This window comes from Bacillus sp. FJAT-45037 (assembly GCF_002797325.1).
Taxonomy (GTDB): domain Bacteria; phylum Bacillota; class Bacilli; order Bacillales; family Bacillaceae_D; genus Alkalihalophilus.
The window spans coordinates 2,831,308-2,845,939 of the sequence record NZ_KZ454938.1 but is presented as its reverse complement, the minus strand read 5'-3'; the positions used below and the strand labels follow the sequence as shown (position 1 = coordinate 2,845,939).

Here is a 14,632-nt window from a genome sequence, read left to right as displayed (position 1 = left end):
GACACAAAAAAGGTTTGCCACAAGCAAGGAGGCAAACCTTTTTTTGATCTTCATCGCATGAATCCTAATACTCACTTACAATTTCTTTAACGGTTAATATTAGGCAGAAATACGTGTACAAACCAACGATCGAAGTGGGGTATCCGTTACGATTACCGAGTTCGTCGGGGACTAGGCCAATATTGCTTTCAAGGTCGACATGGATGTCCGCTAGAGAGTAAGAAGCATCTTGCTCATCACTCAGATTTGATACGCTTAAAAACGGAACGCCTTGCATGTGGAACTTGGTAGCTAGGCGACATGCTTCGTCATCGTTTGTAAAAGGTGAGAACAATAACACACGGTCAGCTGGTGTGAGCGAGCTCATTTCATCTTGACGCAAAGGTAAGATGGCTTCATGGCGATCTGTTCCATAGGTCACTTCAGAAACAATGCCGTGTAGTTCACGCGTACCATAGACATACACTGTGCCATCGCCGACAATCGCTTGGGCGAGTAAGCGGGCCGCATCTTCAAACTCCTCTTCCTTTTCTCGAATGGCCTTAATACGGCCTATTAGTTGTGTGGTGAAAATGGGGATCATAATTGTAACTCCTTTTTCTCAATAAAGTCTATGAGCATTATAGCGTAGTCATTTATAAGAAGAAAGGGAAGAAGTACATAATTCGACAAAGTTCGATAGACTTGTCGAACAAAATAAAATAGAATTTTTATAATGTTGCAGGGAAATAGGAAGAGAAAAGAGAATGGGTACGAGTAGACAAAACAGGACAAATAAAAAAATGGACTTGGCAGCTCGTATAATGATTCGTATAAAATACAATAAGGGGGAGAAGTATGCATAAAGTTTTAGTTGTAGATGATCAGTATGGAATTCGTGTGTTACTTTGTGAAATCCTACAAAAGGACGGATATACGTTATATCAAGCAGCCAATGGTGTGCAAGCACTGAAGATTGTCGAGGAAGAAGGGCCCGATTTAGTGCTACTTGATATGAAAATTCCAGGGATGGATGGATTAGAGATCTTGCGTCGAATTAAAGAGACGCATGAACATATCCAAGTGATTATGATGACGGCTTACGGTGAATTGAACCTCATTAATGAAGCGATGCAACTTGGAGCGATCACTCATTTTGCTAAACCTTTCGATATTGATGATGTACGAAACGTGATAAAAGAAAATTTAGTTACGACTTAAAATGATCATAAAGCAAGGAAGCGCTTACTTCGAAAAACTTATCGATTCTCTTTCGTAACAGGGTGTTTTTCATTGATTGTATGCTATAATGGACACGTTCAAGCTAATTGAACTTACCAGATTTAGTTTTTTTCATACATATAAGAGTATGGATATTTTTAAGAGTGTTCGGGAATCTTTTTAATGGATACGAACAAGTAAGTTCTTTTAGACGGACGTTTGATATCTATAAACTGCTTACACACAAGGAGGACGTATATCATGCCTTTAGTATCAATGAAAGACATGCTTAACACGGCAAAGGCGGAAGGTTACGCTGTTGGTCAGTTTAATCTTAACAACATGGAGTTCACTCAAGCAATCTTACAAGCTGCAGAAGAGGAAAAATCTCCAGTAATCTGTGGTGTTTCTGAAGGTGCTGCACGCTACATGGGCGGCTTCAAAACAATCGTAACATTGGTTGAATCTTTAATGGAAGAGTACAATGTAACAGTTCCAGTTGCAATCCACTTAGATCACGGTTCAAGCTTCGAGAAATGTGTAGAAGCAATTCATGCAGGTTTCACATCTGTTATGATTGACGGTTCTCACTACCCACTTGAAGAAAATATCGCGTTAACTAAGCGTGTTGTGGAAGTTGCTCATGCTCTTGGAGTTTCTGTTGAAGCAGAACTTGGCCGCATTGGTGGACAAGAAGATGACCTAATCGTAGATGATGCAGAAGCAGCATATGCGATTCCAGCTGAGTGTAAAGAACTTGTTGAAGCAACAGGTGTAGATTGTTTCGCGCCAGCATTAGGTTCAGTACACGGACCATACAAAGGTGAACCAAACCTTGGTTTCGATCACATGAAAGAAATCGACGGTTTAGTTGGTATTCCTCTTGTATTACACGGTGGAACAGGTATCCCTACAAACGATATCCGAAAAGCGATCGAATTCGGACATGCTAAAATTAATGTAAACACAGAGAGCCAAATCTCTTCTGCAAAAGCAGTACGTGAAACATTAAATGCAGACTCTGAAGTGTATGATCCTCGTAAATATCTAGGACCTGCACGTGAAGCGATCAAAGAAACAGTTAAAGGTAAAATGCGTGAGTTTGGTTCTTCAAACAAAGCATAATAGTATAGCTTGATCTTGTTAAAAGCAGTTCATTTGAGCTGCTTTTAACGTTATTTTCTGGACTTTTCGTCAAAAATCGTGTTCTTTCTACGTTCTTCTTTTATAATATTTTTTTGATATAATAAGTAAGCGATTACAAGTCTGTAAATACAAACTATTGTTTAGGATTGCGGTCAATGAACAGTTGGATTTATACATACTAAATAAAAATCAGGAGTGATTGTAATGAAATTTTTTATTGATACAGCGAATATTAACGAGATTAAAGAAGCGAAGGCATTAGGGATTCTTTCTGGAGTTACAACAAATCCGTCACTTGTTGCTAAAGAAGGAGTAGATTTCCACGATCGTCTACGTGAAATAACTGATATCGTATCAGAATCTGTAAGTGCAGAAGTCATTGCTCTTGATGCAGATGGAATGATTAAAGAAGGGAAGGAACTTGCTGCGATTGCGCCGAATATTACAGTAAAGGTTCCTATGACTACAGAAGGTCTCAAAGCAGTCCATGCCTTTTCAGCACTTAATATTAAAACCAATGTCACACTTGTGTTCTCAGCGGTACAAGCATTACTAGCTGCTCGTGCTGGTGCGACGTATGTCTCCCCATTTTTAGGGCGTCTTGATGATATTGGACATGATGGGTTAGCGCTTATCACGCAAATTGTCGATATTTTTGACATTCATGAAATTCCAACAGAAATTATAGCTGCGTCTATTCGTCACCCTGTTCATGTAACAGAAGCCGCGACGCGTGGAGCTCATATTGCGACGATTCCACTTAAAGTCATTCAACAATTAACGAAGCACCCATTAACAGACCAAGGCATTGAAAAGTTTTTAGCTGACTGGAATAATAATCGCTAGGTCTCACTCTACGTACGATGGTGTGACACGAAGCGTGAAATGTCGCTAAGAATAGACAACTTGACTCGTTATTCTTACCCACCTTTGGGTATAATGGATACAAACGTTAACAGACGTCTATCTACGAATCGTGAGTGTCGTCAGAAGGGATGCGATTATGGAAAAACTTATGATAGAAGGCGGACATCCGCTAGAAGGAACGGTACCAATTAGTGGTGCGAAAAACAGTGCGGTTGCGTTAATTCCTGCAGCGATTTTAGCTGATTCTCCAGTACTAATTGATAATTTACCTGGCATATCAGATGTGGAATTATTGGCAGATTTACTGCGAGAAATTGGTGGAGATGTTGAACTTTCACTAGCCGAAAAAGAAATTAAAATTGATCCTACCAATATGATTTCGATGCCACTTCCAAATGGCAAAGTAAAAAAGTTACGTGCTTCGTATTATTTAATGGGAGCTATGCTAGGAAAGTTTAAAAAAGCGGTCATTGGATTGCCTGGAGGTTGTAATCTAGGGCCTAGACCAATTGATCAACATATTAAAGGCTTTGAAGCACTAGGTGCACGCGTCACCAATGAACAAGGCGCTATTTATTTACGTGCAGACGAATTACGTGGCGCACGAATTTATCTAGATGTAGTCAGTGTTGGAGCGACGATTAATATTATGCTTGCAGCCGTTCGAGCAAAAGGTCAAACCATTATTGAAAATGCAGCAAAAGAGCCAGAAATCGTCGATGTCGCAACGTTACTAACGAGCATGGGCGCACGCATTAAAGGTGCGGGGACAAATGTTATCCGAATTGATGGGGTCGATTCATTAAATGGGTGCAGACACTCGATTATTCCAGACCGCATTGAAGCAGGAACCTACATGATTTTAGCGGCGGCAATTGGTCAAAAGGTAATCATTGATAACGTCATTCCGTATCATGTGGACGCTCTCATTGCCAAATTACGTGAAATGGGCGTCACGGTGGAAACAAATGATGACCAAATCTTGATTCATAATACCGGTGATAAAAAGGGTGTCGATGTGAAAGCGCTCGTCTACCCTGGTTTTCCGACGGATCTCCAACAGCCATTCTCCACATTGCTGACACAATCGAGCGGAACGAGCATTGTTACCGACACGATTTATAATGCCCGTTTTAAGCATATTGATGAGTTAAGACGAATGGGAGCCAATGTGAAAGTAGAAGGACGTTCAGCTATTATTAACGGAAAGTCACCACTTCAAGGGGCGAAAGTGCGTGCGAGTGATTTGCGTGCAGGAGCAGCTTTAGTCATCGCGGGGTTAATAGCAGATGGTGTGACAGAGCTTTCAGGACTTGAACATGTTGATCGTGGCTACGAGAATCTTGAAGAAAAGTTGATAGGTCTTGGAGCGAAATTATGGCGCGAGAAACTAACACAAGAAGAAATCGATCAAGTAAAAAGTTAGTCGATTGAGAATAGTAAGTTTGGAAAAATTACACTTAAGAAGGAGAGGGTAAGAGATGGAGAGAAGTTTATCAATGGAATTGGTGCGTGTGACAGAAGCTGCGGCCCTTGCATCAGGTCGTTGGATGGGGCGTGGAAACAAGGAAGAAGCGGACCGCGCAGCAACTGAGGGGATGAGAGACGTATTTGATACAATCCCGATGAAGGGAACCGTCGTGATTGGTGAAGGGGAAATGGACGAAGCACCTATGCTATATATAGGGGAAAAGCTAGGCAACGGCTATGGTCCGCGCGTCGATGTTGCAGTAGATCCTTTAGAAGGAACTAGTATCGTCGCATCAGGTCAGTGGAACGCTCTCGCTGTTCTTGCGGTCGCTGATCACGGCAACTTATTGCATGCACCTGATATGTATATGGACAAGATAGCTGTAGGTCCTGAATCAGTTGGAAAAATTGACATTAACGCACCAATCATTGATAACTTAAGAGCCGTGGCTCGTGCGAAAAATAAAGACATTGAAGACCTCGTTGTCACCATTTTAAATCGTACGCGTCACGAAAGGATCATCCAAGAGATCCGTGAGGCTGGGGCGAGAATTAAGCTTATGCCTGATGGCGATGTTGCAGCGGCTGTGAACACAGCGTTTGATGATACGGGTGTAGATCTTTTAATTGGCTCTGGTGGGGCACCTGAAGGCGTACTAGCAGCTGTTGGATTAAAATGTTTAGGTGGAGAATTACAAGGCCGCCTCCTTCCACAAAATGAGGCTGAGTTAGCTCGCTGCAAACAGATGGGGATCGAAGACTACAATAAAGTTCTTATGATGGACGACCTCGTTAAAGGTGATGATTGTATCTTCGCAGCAACAGGCGTGACAGACGGAGAGTTACTAAAAGGCGTTTATTACAAAGGATCTAATGCAACGACCCAATCCCTCGTTATGAGAGCAAAATCAGGAACCGTTCGCTTTGTCGACGGAACACATAGTATGAATAAGAAACCAGGACTTGTGATTAAATAAACGTAAACTATTAACATTTTGTAAAGAGGCTGAGACATAACGAAAGTGTCTAACTGAGAATCGAAACAAATCACAAACTTAGCGGATGAAATATACGTAGACCTCCTGCAGGATAAAAAGCAACGGTGAAACCCCGCAATGCCTAACACGATGAGGCTCACCAACTTCCTCGCGGGTGCGGAATATATTTCATGAGCGGCTTTATTGCACCCCCTTGTAGTTTGTTCCGATTCTTGTTAGTTAAAACACTTTTGTCCCAGCCTCTTTCATTATTCTTCTATCTATTCCTCTAAATAAAGGGTAGATGATTCCCTTGTTGAGTTTTCTATTGATCTTAGGGTACAATTAAACAAAGAGAAAAAATCTTATAAGGTTTTTCACCGGTCGTTACTCCTTTTCTTTCCTTTCTTCTAAGAGGCATTTGATCTTCCCATCTAATCGGAACGGCAATTATTAGGTAAAATAGAAATATTTTTAGTAGTTAATATTAAATTAAGAGTGTGGTGTAGGGATGAGTAGTAGTGTTAATATTAAAGATTTAGAAAAAATGACGCTAAAAGGACTTTACGAATTAGCTAAGCAATACAAAGTTTCATATTATAGTAAGTTAACAAAACGAGAATTAATTTTTGCTATATTAAAAGGACAAGCCGAAAAAGACGGTCTCATGTTTATGGAAGGTGTCCTTGATATTATTCAAACAGAGGGCTTCGGTTTCCTAAGACCGATCAATTATAAGTCGAGCTCTGAGGATATTTATATTTCCGCATCACAGATCCGTCGATTTGATTTACGTAACGGAGACAAAGTATCAGGAAAAGTACGTCCACCAAAGGAAAATGAACGTTACCATGGACTTTTACACGTAGAAGCGGTAAATGGTGATGCGCCAGAAACATCAAAAGATCGTCCTCATTTTCCAGCGTTAACTCCACTATACCCTGAACAAAAGATTGAACTTGAAACAACTCCAGGTCGAGTTTCGTCGCGAATTATTGATATGATCTCACCTGTTGGTTTTGGGCAACGTGGATTAATTGTCGCCCCTCCAAAAGCGGGTAAAACATCCCTTTTGAAAGAGGTGGCAAACAGCATCGCTGAAAATCACCCTGATGTAGAACTTATTATTCTTCTCATTGATGAGCGTCCTGAGGAAGTGACAGATATTGAACGTTCAGTTAAAGGGGAAGTCGTTAGCTCTACATTCGACGAAGTTCCTGAAAACCACATTAAGGTAGCGGAGTTGGTTCTTGAGCGTGCGAGGCGTTTAGTTGAGCACCGTAAAGATGTGGTCATTTTAATGGATAGTATTACCCGTCTTGCTCGTGCATACAACTTAGTGATTCCACCTAGTGGACGTACATTATCAGGAGGGATTGACCCAGCAGCGTTCCATCGTCCGAAACGATTCTTTGGAGCGGCTCGTAATATCGAAGAGGGTGGTAGCTTAACGATCCTTGCAACAGCTTTAGTGGAAACGGGTTCTCGTATGGATGATGTCATCTATGAAGAATTCAAGGGAACAGGTAATATGGAGCTTCATCTCGATCGTAAGCTTGCTGAACGCCGTATCTTCCCTTCTATTGATATTCGTCGCTCAGGTACTCGTAAAGAAGAACTGTTAATGCCGAAAGAACAGCTTGATAAGCTATGGGCGATTCGCAAGACGATGAATGAATCCCATGACTTTGTCGATCAATTCATTCGCCGAGTGAAAGATACGAAAACAAATGCAGATTTCTTCAGTGAAATGGAAAAGGACATGACAGGAGCGACTCGCCGAAAATAATTTTTTGTTGAACAAGGCCGTCATGAGCCGATTTATTGGGTTAGTTTGTAGTTTTAACAATAAAACTGTTGAAATACAGTTGCAAAACAGAGATTAGCTTGATATAATTTCGTCATGTGTGATTAGACAACTCTGTTTCGAAAAGATTCAGGGCGGAAGGAGATGAAAGCAATGAGAGAAGGTATTCATCCAGGATATCAAAAAGTGGTTTTCATGGATACAAGTACTGGTTTTAAGTTTCTAAGCGGTTCAACTAAAGGTTCTGCAGAAACAATCGAGTGGGAAGATGGTAACACATACCCGCTTCTAAAAGTTGAGATTAGTTCAGATTCGCACCCATTCTACACTGGTAAGCAGAAGCTTAACGATATTGGTGGACGTGTTGATCGTTTCAAGAAGAAATACAAGATGAAGTAAACTCGATATGCGAACAGGCAAGCGCACTGCACTTGCCTGTTTTTTTTGCACCGATTCTGTGTATGTAGGAGGAATTAGGAGCAAAACTATAGCTAGAGTGCATTTTATTGAAGTTGAGCACACTCTTTCAAGGAACAAAGATTGTTTCTTTTTTTGTTTTTATTTGATTATTATTTGTTGTAAGGTGGGGATTTTATGCGTGTGTCGGAGCATGAAGGTCGATTAGAAGTCATTTGTGGAAGTATGTTTTCAGGAAAGTCAGAAGAACTTATTCGAAGAATCCGCCGAGTGAGTTTTGGGAAACTAAAAGTACAAGTCTTTAAGCCGGCTATTGATAATCGGTATAGTGAAGAAGAAGTGGTTTCCCATAACGGAACAAAGGTGTGCGCGGTACCTGTACGCTTATCCGTTGATATTCTTGAGCACGTACATGAAGATACGCAAGTTGTTGCGGTGGATGAAGTACAGTTTTTCGATGAAGGAATTATCGCAGTGGCAGACGAACTAGCTGACCGCGGAGTGCGTGTGATTTGTGCCGGACTCGATCAAGACTTTAGAGGAGAGCCGTTTGGTCCGATTATGCCGTTAATGGCTTTGGCCGAAGAAGTGACCAAGCTTCAAGCGGTGTGTCCTGTTTGCGGAACACCAGCAAGTAGAACACAACGTTTAATTGATGGGAACCCAGCATCATATACAGATCCAATTATTTTGGTCGGAGCGTCTGAATCGTATGAACCCCGCTGTAGAACATGCCATGAAGTTCCAAATAAACCATCGCGCATCCCACAGGCACAGACTAGACATGGACAAATCTAACATCGTGTAATGTGTCAAAAACGGGCAACCTATACATGCAGCAGTCTATGCTGCAGGAGGTGCTCATCATGAAGGCAAAATGGTTAGCTGGAACAATGGTCGGCTTATGTTTGCTTGCAGGGTGTAACAATCCAGAAACACCTGAAGTGCAAGTAACCAACGTTCAGACCCGTCCATCAGCAGGACAATTGACGTATGGTTTACTTGGCCCTGGTCCGATTAATTACGGTTCGATCCGAAATTCAGGTCATTATGATCAGGCATCCGAAGTGAACACAACAGGCAATAGCTTCCGAACCGCCGATCGAAGTCGACCTGATATGGGTGATGATCAAAACCTGTTCAAAAAAATTGTAGCAACCGAGTCACCCTTTCGCCCAGGAGCAGTAATGATAGCAGGTCACCGCGCTTGGGTAACGGTACACGTACCTGAAGGGTTTAGTGATGAGGAGAAAAAAACGGAACTAGACAAGTTGAAACGAACATTCCTGCTCGAAGTTCCACGCTATGAGGTTCATATTAACGAAAGCTAATGAAAAACACCTGCCAATGCAGGTGTTTTTTTACAGTTTAAACTGTTTGACCGAATCTTGTAGTTTTTCAGCCATTGAAGAGAGAACACTTGATGCAGCAGCGATTTCTTGCATCGTGGCATTTTGTTCCTCGGCAGAGGCTGCTACATTTTGAGAGTGATCCGAAGATTGGTTGGCAATAGCCGATGTGCTTTCGATCGATTCAGCTAATACTTTTGTTCCATCTGTAATTTGTTCAACTGCCCTTGAGACATCTTCAATTTGTAAAGTCACATGATTGATCGAGGTAGAAATATCACCAAACTCGTTCCCTGCTAAATCGACTAGTGAAATGCCATCTTGTACGGCTTCTTTCCCAGCTTCCATCGATAGAAGCGATTGCTTAATATCTTGCTGAATATCAATAATCAACTGATTAATTTGATTCGCTGATTGACTGGATTGTTCTGCTAACTTTCGAACTTCGTTTGCAACAACAGCAAATCCTCGTCCATGTTCGCCCGCTCTTGCAGCTTCAATGGCAGCATTTAATGCAAGTAGATTTGTTTGATCCGCAACAGCCGTAATCATGGAAACAATCGAGCCGATTTCGTTGGATTTGTTACCTAGAGAATGGACACCATGTGAAATTTCGTCGGTTTTTTGATCTATGACTTTCATTTGAGAAATGGTTTGCTCGATAACTTTTTGACCCGATGTAGATTTCGTGTTCGTTGTTGTCGTAGATTGAGCAACAGCCTCTACGCTCGTAACAATCAGGTTCATATGCTTAATAACATCTGAGGCCGCTTGTCTAGCCTTTAAGGCAGTTTCAGCTTGGTTATCAGAACCGGCAGCGACAGACTGAATCGATTCAGTAATTTGAACGGTCGCCTTGCTCGTTTCCTCAGCACTAGCTGTTAACTGTTCGCTCGTTGCGGCAACTTGGGTAGACGTATCTGAAATTTTTCCGATCATTTCTCTTAGACGGTTCGACATAATGTTTACATTTTTGGACAGGGTTCCAATTTCATCGTTATGCATTCTTTCGATATCCGGTAATGATAAGTTTCCTTGAGCGAGTTCCTGAACTTGCTGATCGACAGCGATAATGCGCTTTGAAAAAAGCTTAGAGAACGTGTAAATAATTGTACCGCCGATAAGTGAAGAAATGACGACAACAATAAAGATGTTCATTAAAATCGAATTAGCTCCTGCATTAAAGTCACTCATATACGAACCGCCACTTATAATCCAACCCCAATTCGGATCGTAGAGGTTGTACATGATTTTAGGTTCTATTGTGTCAGGATTATGAGGCAGTTCCCACTGATAATAGGTAAATCCACCACCTGCTTGAGCGGCTTCAATGGCACTTTGTGTAAATGCATGTCCATCAACATCCTGAACGTTTAGTAGGTTTTCTCCTTCAATGGTTGGATGAGCGACTAAGGTGCCATTCTCGTCATAAATAGCGATGTACCCATTCTCTCCTAAATCAATATTAGGATTAATTGGCCTGGTCCCATTAGGTTGTCTTTCGCCTAAGATGGCCTCTTTCACTCGCTCTTGAGCAACCTCTAGTGAGAGATTTCCATCGGCGACTTCTTGATGAATAGCGTCGATTAATTCAGCTGTCATATGGACACTGTTTTGAATCTGTGTAGCTCCCACGTCATTTAAGCTACTTTTTGACGTCAGGTAGCTGGTCACACCAATAATCAAACTCGGAAATAAAAGAAGTAATAGCGTAATAATTACGAGTTTTGATCGAATCTTCATATCACGTATCTTGTTAACCACTACCACAGCCCCTTTCTGTGCAATACAGTATAATTAGGTATATAGAACCACTATAGTAAATACATCGGTTATTTTTTGGGGAAATTGAGTAAAAAAGAGAATTCGCTTAATGCGAATTCTCTTTTGGCCTATTCTCTTCTTCTTCTTGCTGTTTGTTGAATGGGGTCCCATACACCGTTATAGGGAGGGGCATAGGCAAGATCAAGATGTTCAAGATCTCCTATTTTCATCTTGTGATATAACGCCGTAGCAAGAACATCAACCCGTTTATCGACGCCTTCTTTCCCGATAATTTGCGCCCCTAATAGTTGGTCGTTTTCCTCATGATACATCAGTCGGATCGTTAATTTTTCCGCTCCTGGATAATACCCTGCGTGATGTGGAAGTTCAGCATCAACGACTTTCGCTGGAATACTCAGCATCTTTGCTTCTGTTTTTGAGAGGCCTGAACGTCCAAGCGTTAATGAGAAAAATTTTAAAATGGAAGTACCGACAATCCCTTGAAATGCCTGGGCTTTCCCAATCATATTTAACCCGGCAATTCGCCCTTGTTTGTTTGCGTGCGTACCAAGAGGAATGTAATCATCTCGTTCTTTTATCCGGTGATACTGGGTGGCGCAATCTCCTGCCGCATAAATATCTTCTAAATTAGTCTCCATATACGCATTCACTTTAATCGCTCCATTTGAATGAAGATGGACGTCTGTGTTGGTCATAAAGTCAGTATTCGGTTGAACGCCAATTGCGACAATCACCATGTCACACGAGATCTCACCTTGATCTGTAACGACAGCATCTACTGTCCCATTTCCTTTAAAACTTTTCACTTCTTCTTTCAATCGTATTTCGACACCGTTTTCTTTGGCCTCGGCATGGATGAGTTCGGCCATTTCATCGTCAAAAATAGTCGCGAGTTGCTCTCCTCGTTCAACGATTGTGACGTCTTTGCCACGTTCAATCAAGTTCTCCGCCATCTCAAGTCCGATGTAGCCCCCACCAATAACAGCCACATGTTGAACATCCTTCTTCATGTTAGCAATGATCGCTTCGGTGTCAGGAATCGTTTTGATCGTGTGGATACCTTCTAAATGGCTTCCATCCCAATCAGGTAAAACTGGGCGTGCACCGGTTGCGATGAGAAGTTTATCATACGAGACTTCAAATCCGTCCCCTGAAACGACTTTTTCTTTCGGGTCGACCGCGGTTACTTTATGATTCACTCTCGCATCAATTCCATACTTTTCTCGGAAGGTCTCGACGTCACGAGCCACAAGTTCTTCTGTCCCACCATCAATCAATCCACCGACAGCGTATGGGAGACCACATTGAGCGTAAGAATAATATTCCCCCATCTCAAGGGTGACCACTTTCGCATCCGTATCTTGTCGCACAATTTGCATCGCTGCACTCATTCCTGCAGCATCTCCACCAATAATGACGTATTTCATAGCCCATCCCCCTAATAAAAGTTTACCTAACGTATTCTTCAAAATTAGTATTCCCTAGGTATGATAAGGTAAAACGCTAAGATGTTCTCAGGCGCGCATTGACCCGTAGATCGCCATATACTATAATTAGAATGATATGCACTGGAAATTTTAATGAGGTGAAAGCCGTGATAGATCGATTACAATCAGTAGAAGACCGTTACAACCGCTTAAATGAACTATTAAGTGACCCGGATATAATTAGTGACAACAAAAAATTGCGTGAGTTTTCAAAAGAACAATCAAGTATTGAGAAAACTGTTCAAGCGTATCGTGAATACAAAGAAGTCGTTGGTCAACTTAAGGAAGCTAAAGCTATGCTTGAGGATAAGCTTGATGATGAAATGTATGCGATGGTAAAAGAAGAGATGGATGAACTTTCAACTCGACAAAAAGAGCTAGAAGCAGATCTGAAAATTCTCTTACTTCCAAAGGACCCGAATGACGATAAGAACGTAATTGTTGAAGTTCGAGGAGCTGCTGGTGGAGATGAAGCGCAGCTATTTGCAGGCGATCTTTACAAAATGTACAGTCGGTTTGCAGAAGCTCAAGGCTGGAAGACAGAATTGATCGAAGCGACAGCAACAGAGCTTGGTGGCTACAAAGAGATCATTTTTAGTGTGAACGGGGCAGGTGCTTACAGGAAGCTGAAATATGAAAACGGAGCACACCGCGTGCAACGAGTCCCACAAACAGAGTCTGGTGGACGCATTCATACTTCAACAGCAACAGTTGCTGTCTTACCTGAAGCCGAAGAAGTAGAAGTAGAGATCCATGACAAAGACGTCCGTGTAGATACCTTTACATCGAGTGGACCAGGCGGACAAAGTGTAAATACGACGATGTCAGCTGTCCGTTTAACTCACTTACCAACAGGAACAGTGGTGTCGTGTCAAGATGAGAAGTCTCAAATTAAGAACAAAGAAAAAGCGATGAAAGTCTTACGTGCTCGTGTGTATGACAAAATTCAACGTGAAGTGCAAGCAGAGTATGATCAAAATCGTAAGCTGGCAGTTGGAACAGGAGATCGTTCTGAACGTATCCGTACGTACAACTTCCCGCAAAGTCGCGTAACAGATCACAGAATTGGTTTGACGATTCAAAAGCTTGAGCAAATTCTGCAAGGTAAAATGGATGAAATCATCGACGCTCTTATTGTTGAAGAGCAAGCAGAATTGATGCAAAATGCTGAAGAGTAATCAGACACCGAAGACCGTACATGAAGCCCTCCGTTGGGCTTCTTCTTTTTTGGAAGAGCAAGGGTTAGAAGCAACTGCGGCTGAATGGTTATTGCTTCATCATCTAAACATCAATCGCACGATGATGTTTATGAATTTTCAAGAACCAATTGAAGAACAACACTGGAAAGCCTTGAAAGCAGACGTTCTTACTCATGCAGAAGGCGTACCCATTCAGCATTTAATGGGCTATCAAGAATTTTATGGACGCAAATTCAAGGTAAATCAACATGTCCTAATTCCTCGCCCTGAAACCGAAGAACTCGTGCATCATGTGCTTGAAATGAAGCAAGCTTTATTTGGTGACCAACCCGTTCAAGTACTAGATGTCGGCACAGGAAGTGGAGCGATTGCGGTGACACTGGCATGCGAAGACTCTAGCCTTCGAGTCGATGCTTTTGATCTATCAACTATGGCGCTACAGGTAGCACAAATTAATGCAAAAGCGCTCGGTGTAAACGTTCAATTTAATGAGAGTGATTTGCTCACAACGCCAATAAAGGCTAACGAGACATATGACATCGTGGTTTCCAATCCGCCTTATATTCCGGTAGGAGAGCATGATGAATTAGCTGTTCATGTTCGCGAGCATGAGCCACACATCGCTTTATTTGGCGGCGAAGATGGGTATGACTTCTACCGAAAATTGGTGGAGCATTTACCGAGTGTTTTAAAAGAAAAAGCGCTCGTTGCGTTTGAAGTAGGAGCAGGCCAAGGGGAAACCGTCCGTCGCTTGCTGCAACATAGATTTCCCGCGGCGAAAACCGAAGTGAAGTTTGACATTAGTGGCAAGGATCGCATGGTTTTTGCGTATGGTGTAATGAACAAAGAATGATAGAATAATTTTGTCGAACAGTTTTATGTTTAGCTTCGCATCGCCTTGATCATACTGAGTGGTGAAAGGGCGGTG

Annotated in this window: 14 protein-coding genes and 1 pseudogene; 11 read left to right on the top strand and 4 right to left on the bottom strand. The window is 41.9% G+C overall.

Annotation, left to right across the window (positions count from 1 at the left end; genetic code table 11):
- Positions 1 to 64 precede the first annotated feature (64 nt).
- A complete protein-coding gene (locus CDZ88_RS14405) occupies positions 65 to 583 on the bottom strand; it encodes a DUF2529 domain-containing protein (protein ID WP_100374207.1) in 519 nt (172 codons plus the stop codon).
- A 254-nt stretch (positions 584 to 837) separates the two neighbouring features.
- On the opposite strand from CDZ88_RS14405, the gene CDZ88_RS14400 reads away from it, so the two are divergent.
- From CDZ88_RS14400 to CDZ88_RS14360, 9 genes are all read left to right on the top strand, one after another.
- Positions 838 to 1,200: a response regulator gene (locus tag CDZ88_RS14400; RefSeq protein WP_100374206.1), complete on the top strand. Its 363-nt coding sequence runs from the start codon at positions 838 to 840 to the stop codon at positions 1,198 to 1,200.
- Positions 1,201 to 1,461: 261 nt separating this feature from the next.
- Positions 1,462 to 2,325, top strand: coding sequence for a class II fructose-bisphosphate aldolase (locus CDZ88_RS14395; protein ID WP_100374205.1), 864 nt, complete (start codon positions 1,462 to 1,464; stop codon positions 2,323 to 2,325).
- A gap of 225 nt (positions 2,326 to 2,550) precedes the next feature.
- Positions 2,551 to 3,192, top strand: a complete 642-nt coding sequence (fsa, locus tag CDZ88_RS14390; protein ID WP_100374204.1) for a fructose-6-phosphate aldolase — start codon at positions 2,551 to 2,553, stop codon at positions 3,190 to 3,192.
- A gap of 157 nt (positions 3,193 to 3,349) precedes the next feature.
- Entirely contained in the window at positions 3,350 to 4,639 is a 1,290-nt protein-coding gene (locus CDZ88_RS14385; RefSeq protein WP_100374203.1) for a UDP-N-acetylglucosamine 1-carboxyvinyltransferase, read from the top strand.
- A gap of 55 nt (positions 4,640 to 4,694) precedes the next feature.
- Positions 4,695 to 5,660: a class II fructose-bisphosphatase gene (gene glpX, locus CDZ88_RS14380; RefSeq protein WP_100374202.1), complete on the top strand. Its 966-nt coding sequence runs from the start codon at positions 4,695 to 4,697 to the stop codon at positions 5,658 to 5,660.
- A gap of 511 nt (positions 5,661 to 6,171) precedes the next feature.
- On the top strand, positions 6,172 to 7,449 hold the full coding sequence (rho, locus tag CDZ88_RS14375; protein ID WP_100374201.1) for a transcription termination factor Rho: 1,278 nt from the start codon (positions 6,172 to 6,174) through the stop codon (positions 7,447 to 7,449).
- Positions 7,450 to 7,620: 171 nt separating this feature from the next.
- Complete coding sequence (locus CDZ88_RS14370; RefSeq protein ID WP_100374200.1) at positions 7,621 to 7,866, top strand: type B 50S ribosomal protein L31; 246 nt, start codon at positions 7,621 to 7,623, stop codon at positions 7,864 to 7,866.
- A gap of 195 nt (positions 7,867 to 8,061) precedes the next feature.
- Positions 8,062 to 8,682 carry a thymidine kinase gene (locus tag CDZ88_RS14365; protein WP_100374199.1) on the top strand — a complete coding sequence of 207 codons (621 nt, stop codon included), beginning with the start codon at positions 8,062 to 8,064 and terminating at the stop codon, positions 8,680 to 8,682.
- Between the two features lie 68 nt (positions 8,683 to 8,750).
- A complete protein-coding gene (locus CDZ88_RS14360) occupies positions 8,751 to 9,215 on the top strand; it encodes a hypothetical protein (RefSeq protein ID WP_100374198.1) in 465 nt (154 codons plus the stop codon).
- A 30-nt stretch (positions 9,216 to 9,245) separates the two neighbouring features.
- Here CDZ88_RS14360 and CDZ88_RS18060 read toward each other — a convergent pair whose 3' ends face one another.
- The 3 genes and pseudogenes from CDZ88_RS18060 to CDZ88_RS14350 all read right to left on the bottom strand — a co-directional run bounded on the left by CDZ88_RS18060 (position 9,246) and on the right by CDZ88_RS14350 (position 12,445).
- Positions 9,246 to 10,172 (bottom strand): methyl-accepting chemotaxis protein, encoded by a 927-nt coding sequence (locus CDZ88_RS18060; RefSeq protein WP_442857129.1) that lies wholly within the window; start codon positions 10,170 to 10,172, stop codon positions 9,246 to 9,248.
- A gap of 12 nt (positions 10,173 to 10,184) precedes the next feature.
- Positions 10,185 to 10,976 (bottom strand): annotated as a pseudogene (locus CDZ88_RS18055) (cache domain-containing protein); the annotation flags it as partial.
- A 149-nt stretch (positions 10,977 to 11,125) separates the two neighbouring features.
- Positions 11,126 to 12,445 (bottom strand): FAD-dependent oxidoreductase, encoded by a 1,320-nt coding sequence (locus CDZ88_RS14350; protein WP_100374196.1) that lies wholly within the window; start codon positions 12,443 to 12,445, stop codon positions 11,126 to 11,128.
- Positions 12,446 to 12,612: 167 nt separating this feature from the next.
- On the opposite strand from CDZ88_RS14350, the gene prfA reads away from it, so the two are divergent.
- Entirely contained in the window at positions 12,613 to 13,683 is a 1,071-nt protein-coding gene (gene prfA / locus CDZ88_RS14345) for a peptide chain release factor 1 (RefSeq protein WP_157796568.1), read from the top strand.
- Positions 13,670 to 14,557 (top strand): peptide chain release factor N(5)-glutamine methyltransferase, encoded by an 888-nt coding sequence (gene prmC, locus CDZ88_RS14340; RefSeq protein ID WP_100374194.1) that lies wholly within the window; start codon positions 13,670 to 13,672, stop codon positions 14,555 to 14,557. The genes prfA and prmC overlap by 14 nt, the downstream gene beginning before the upstream one ends.
- Positions 14,558 to 14,632 lie beyond the last annotated feature (75 nt).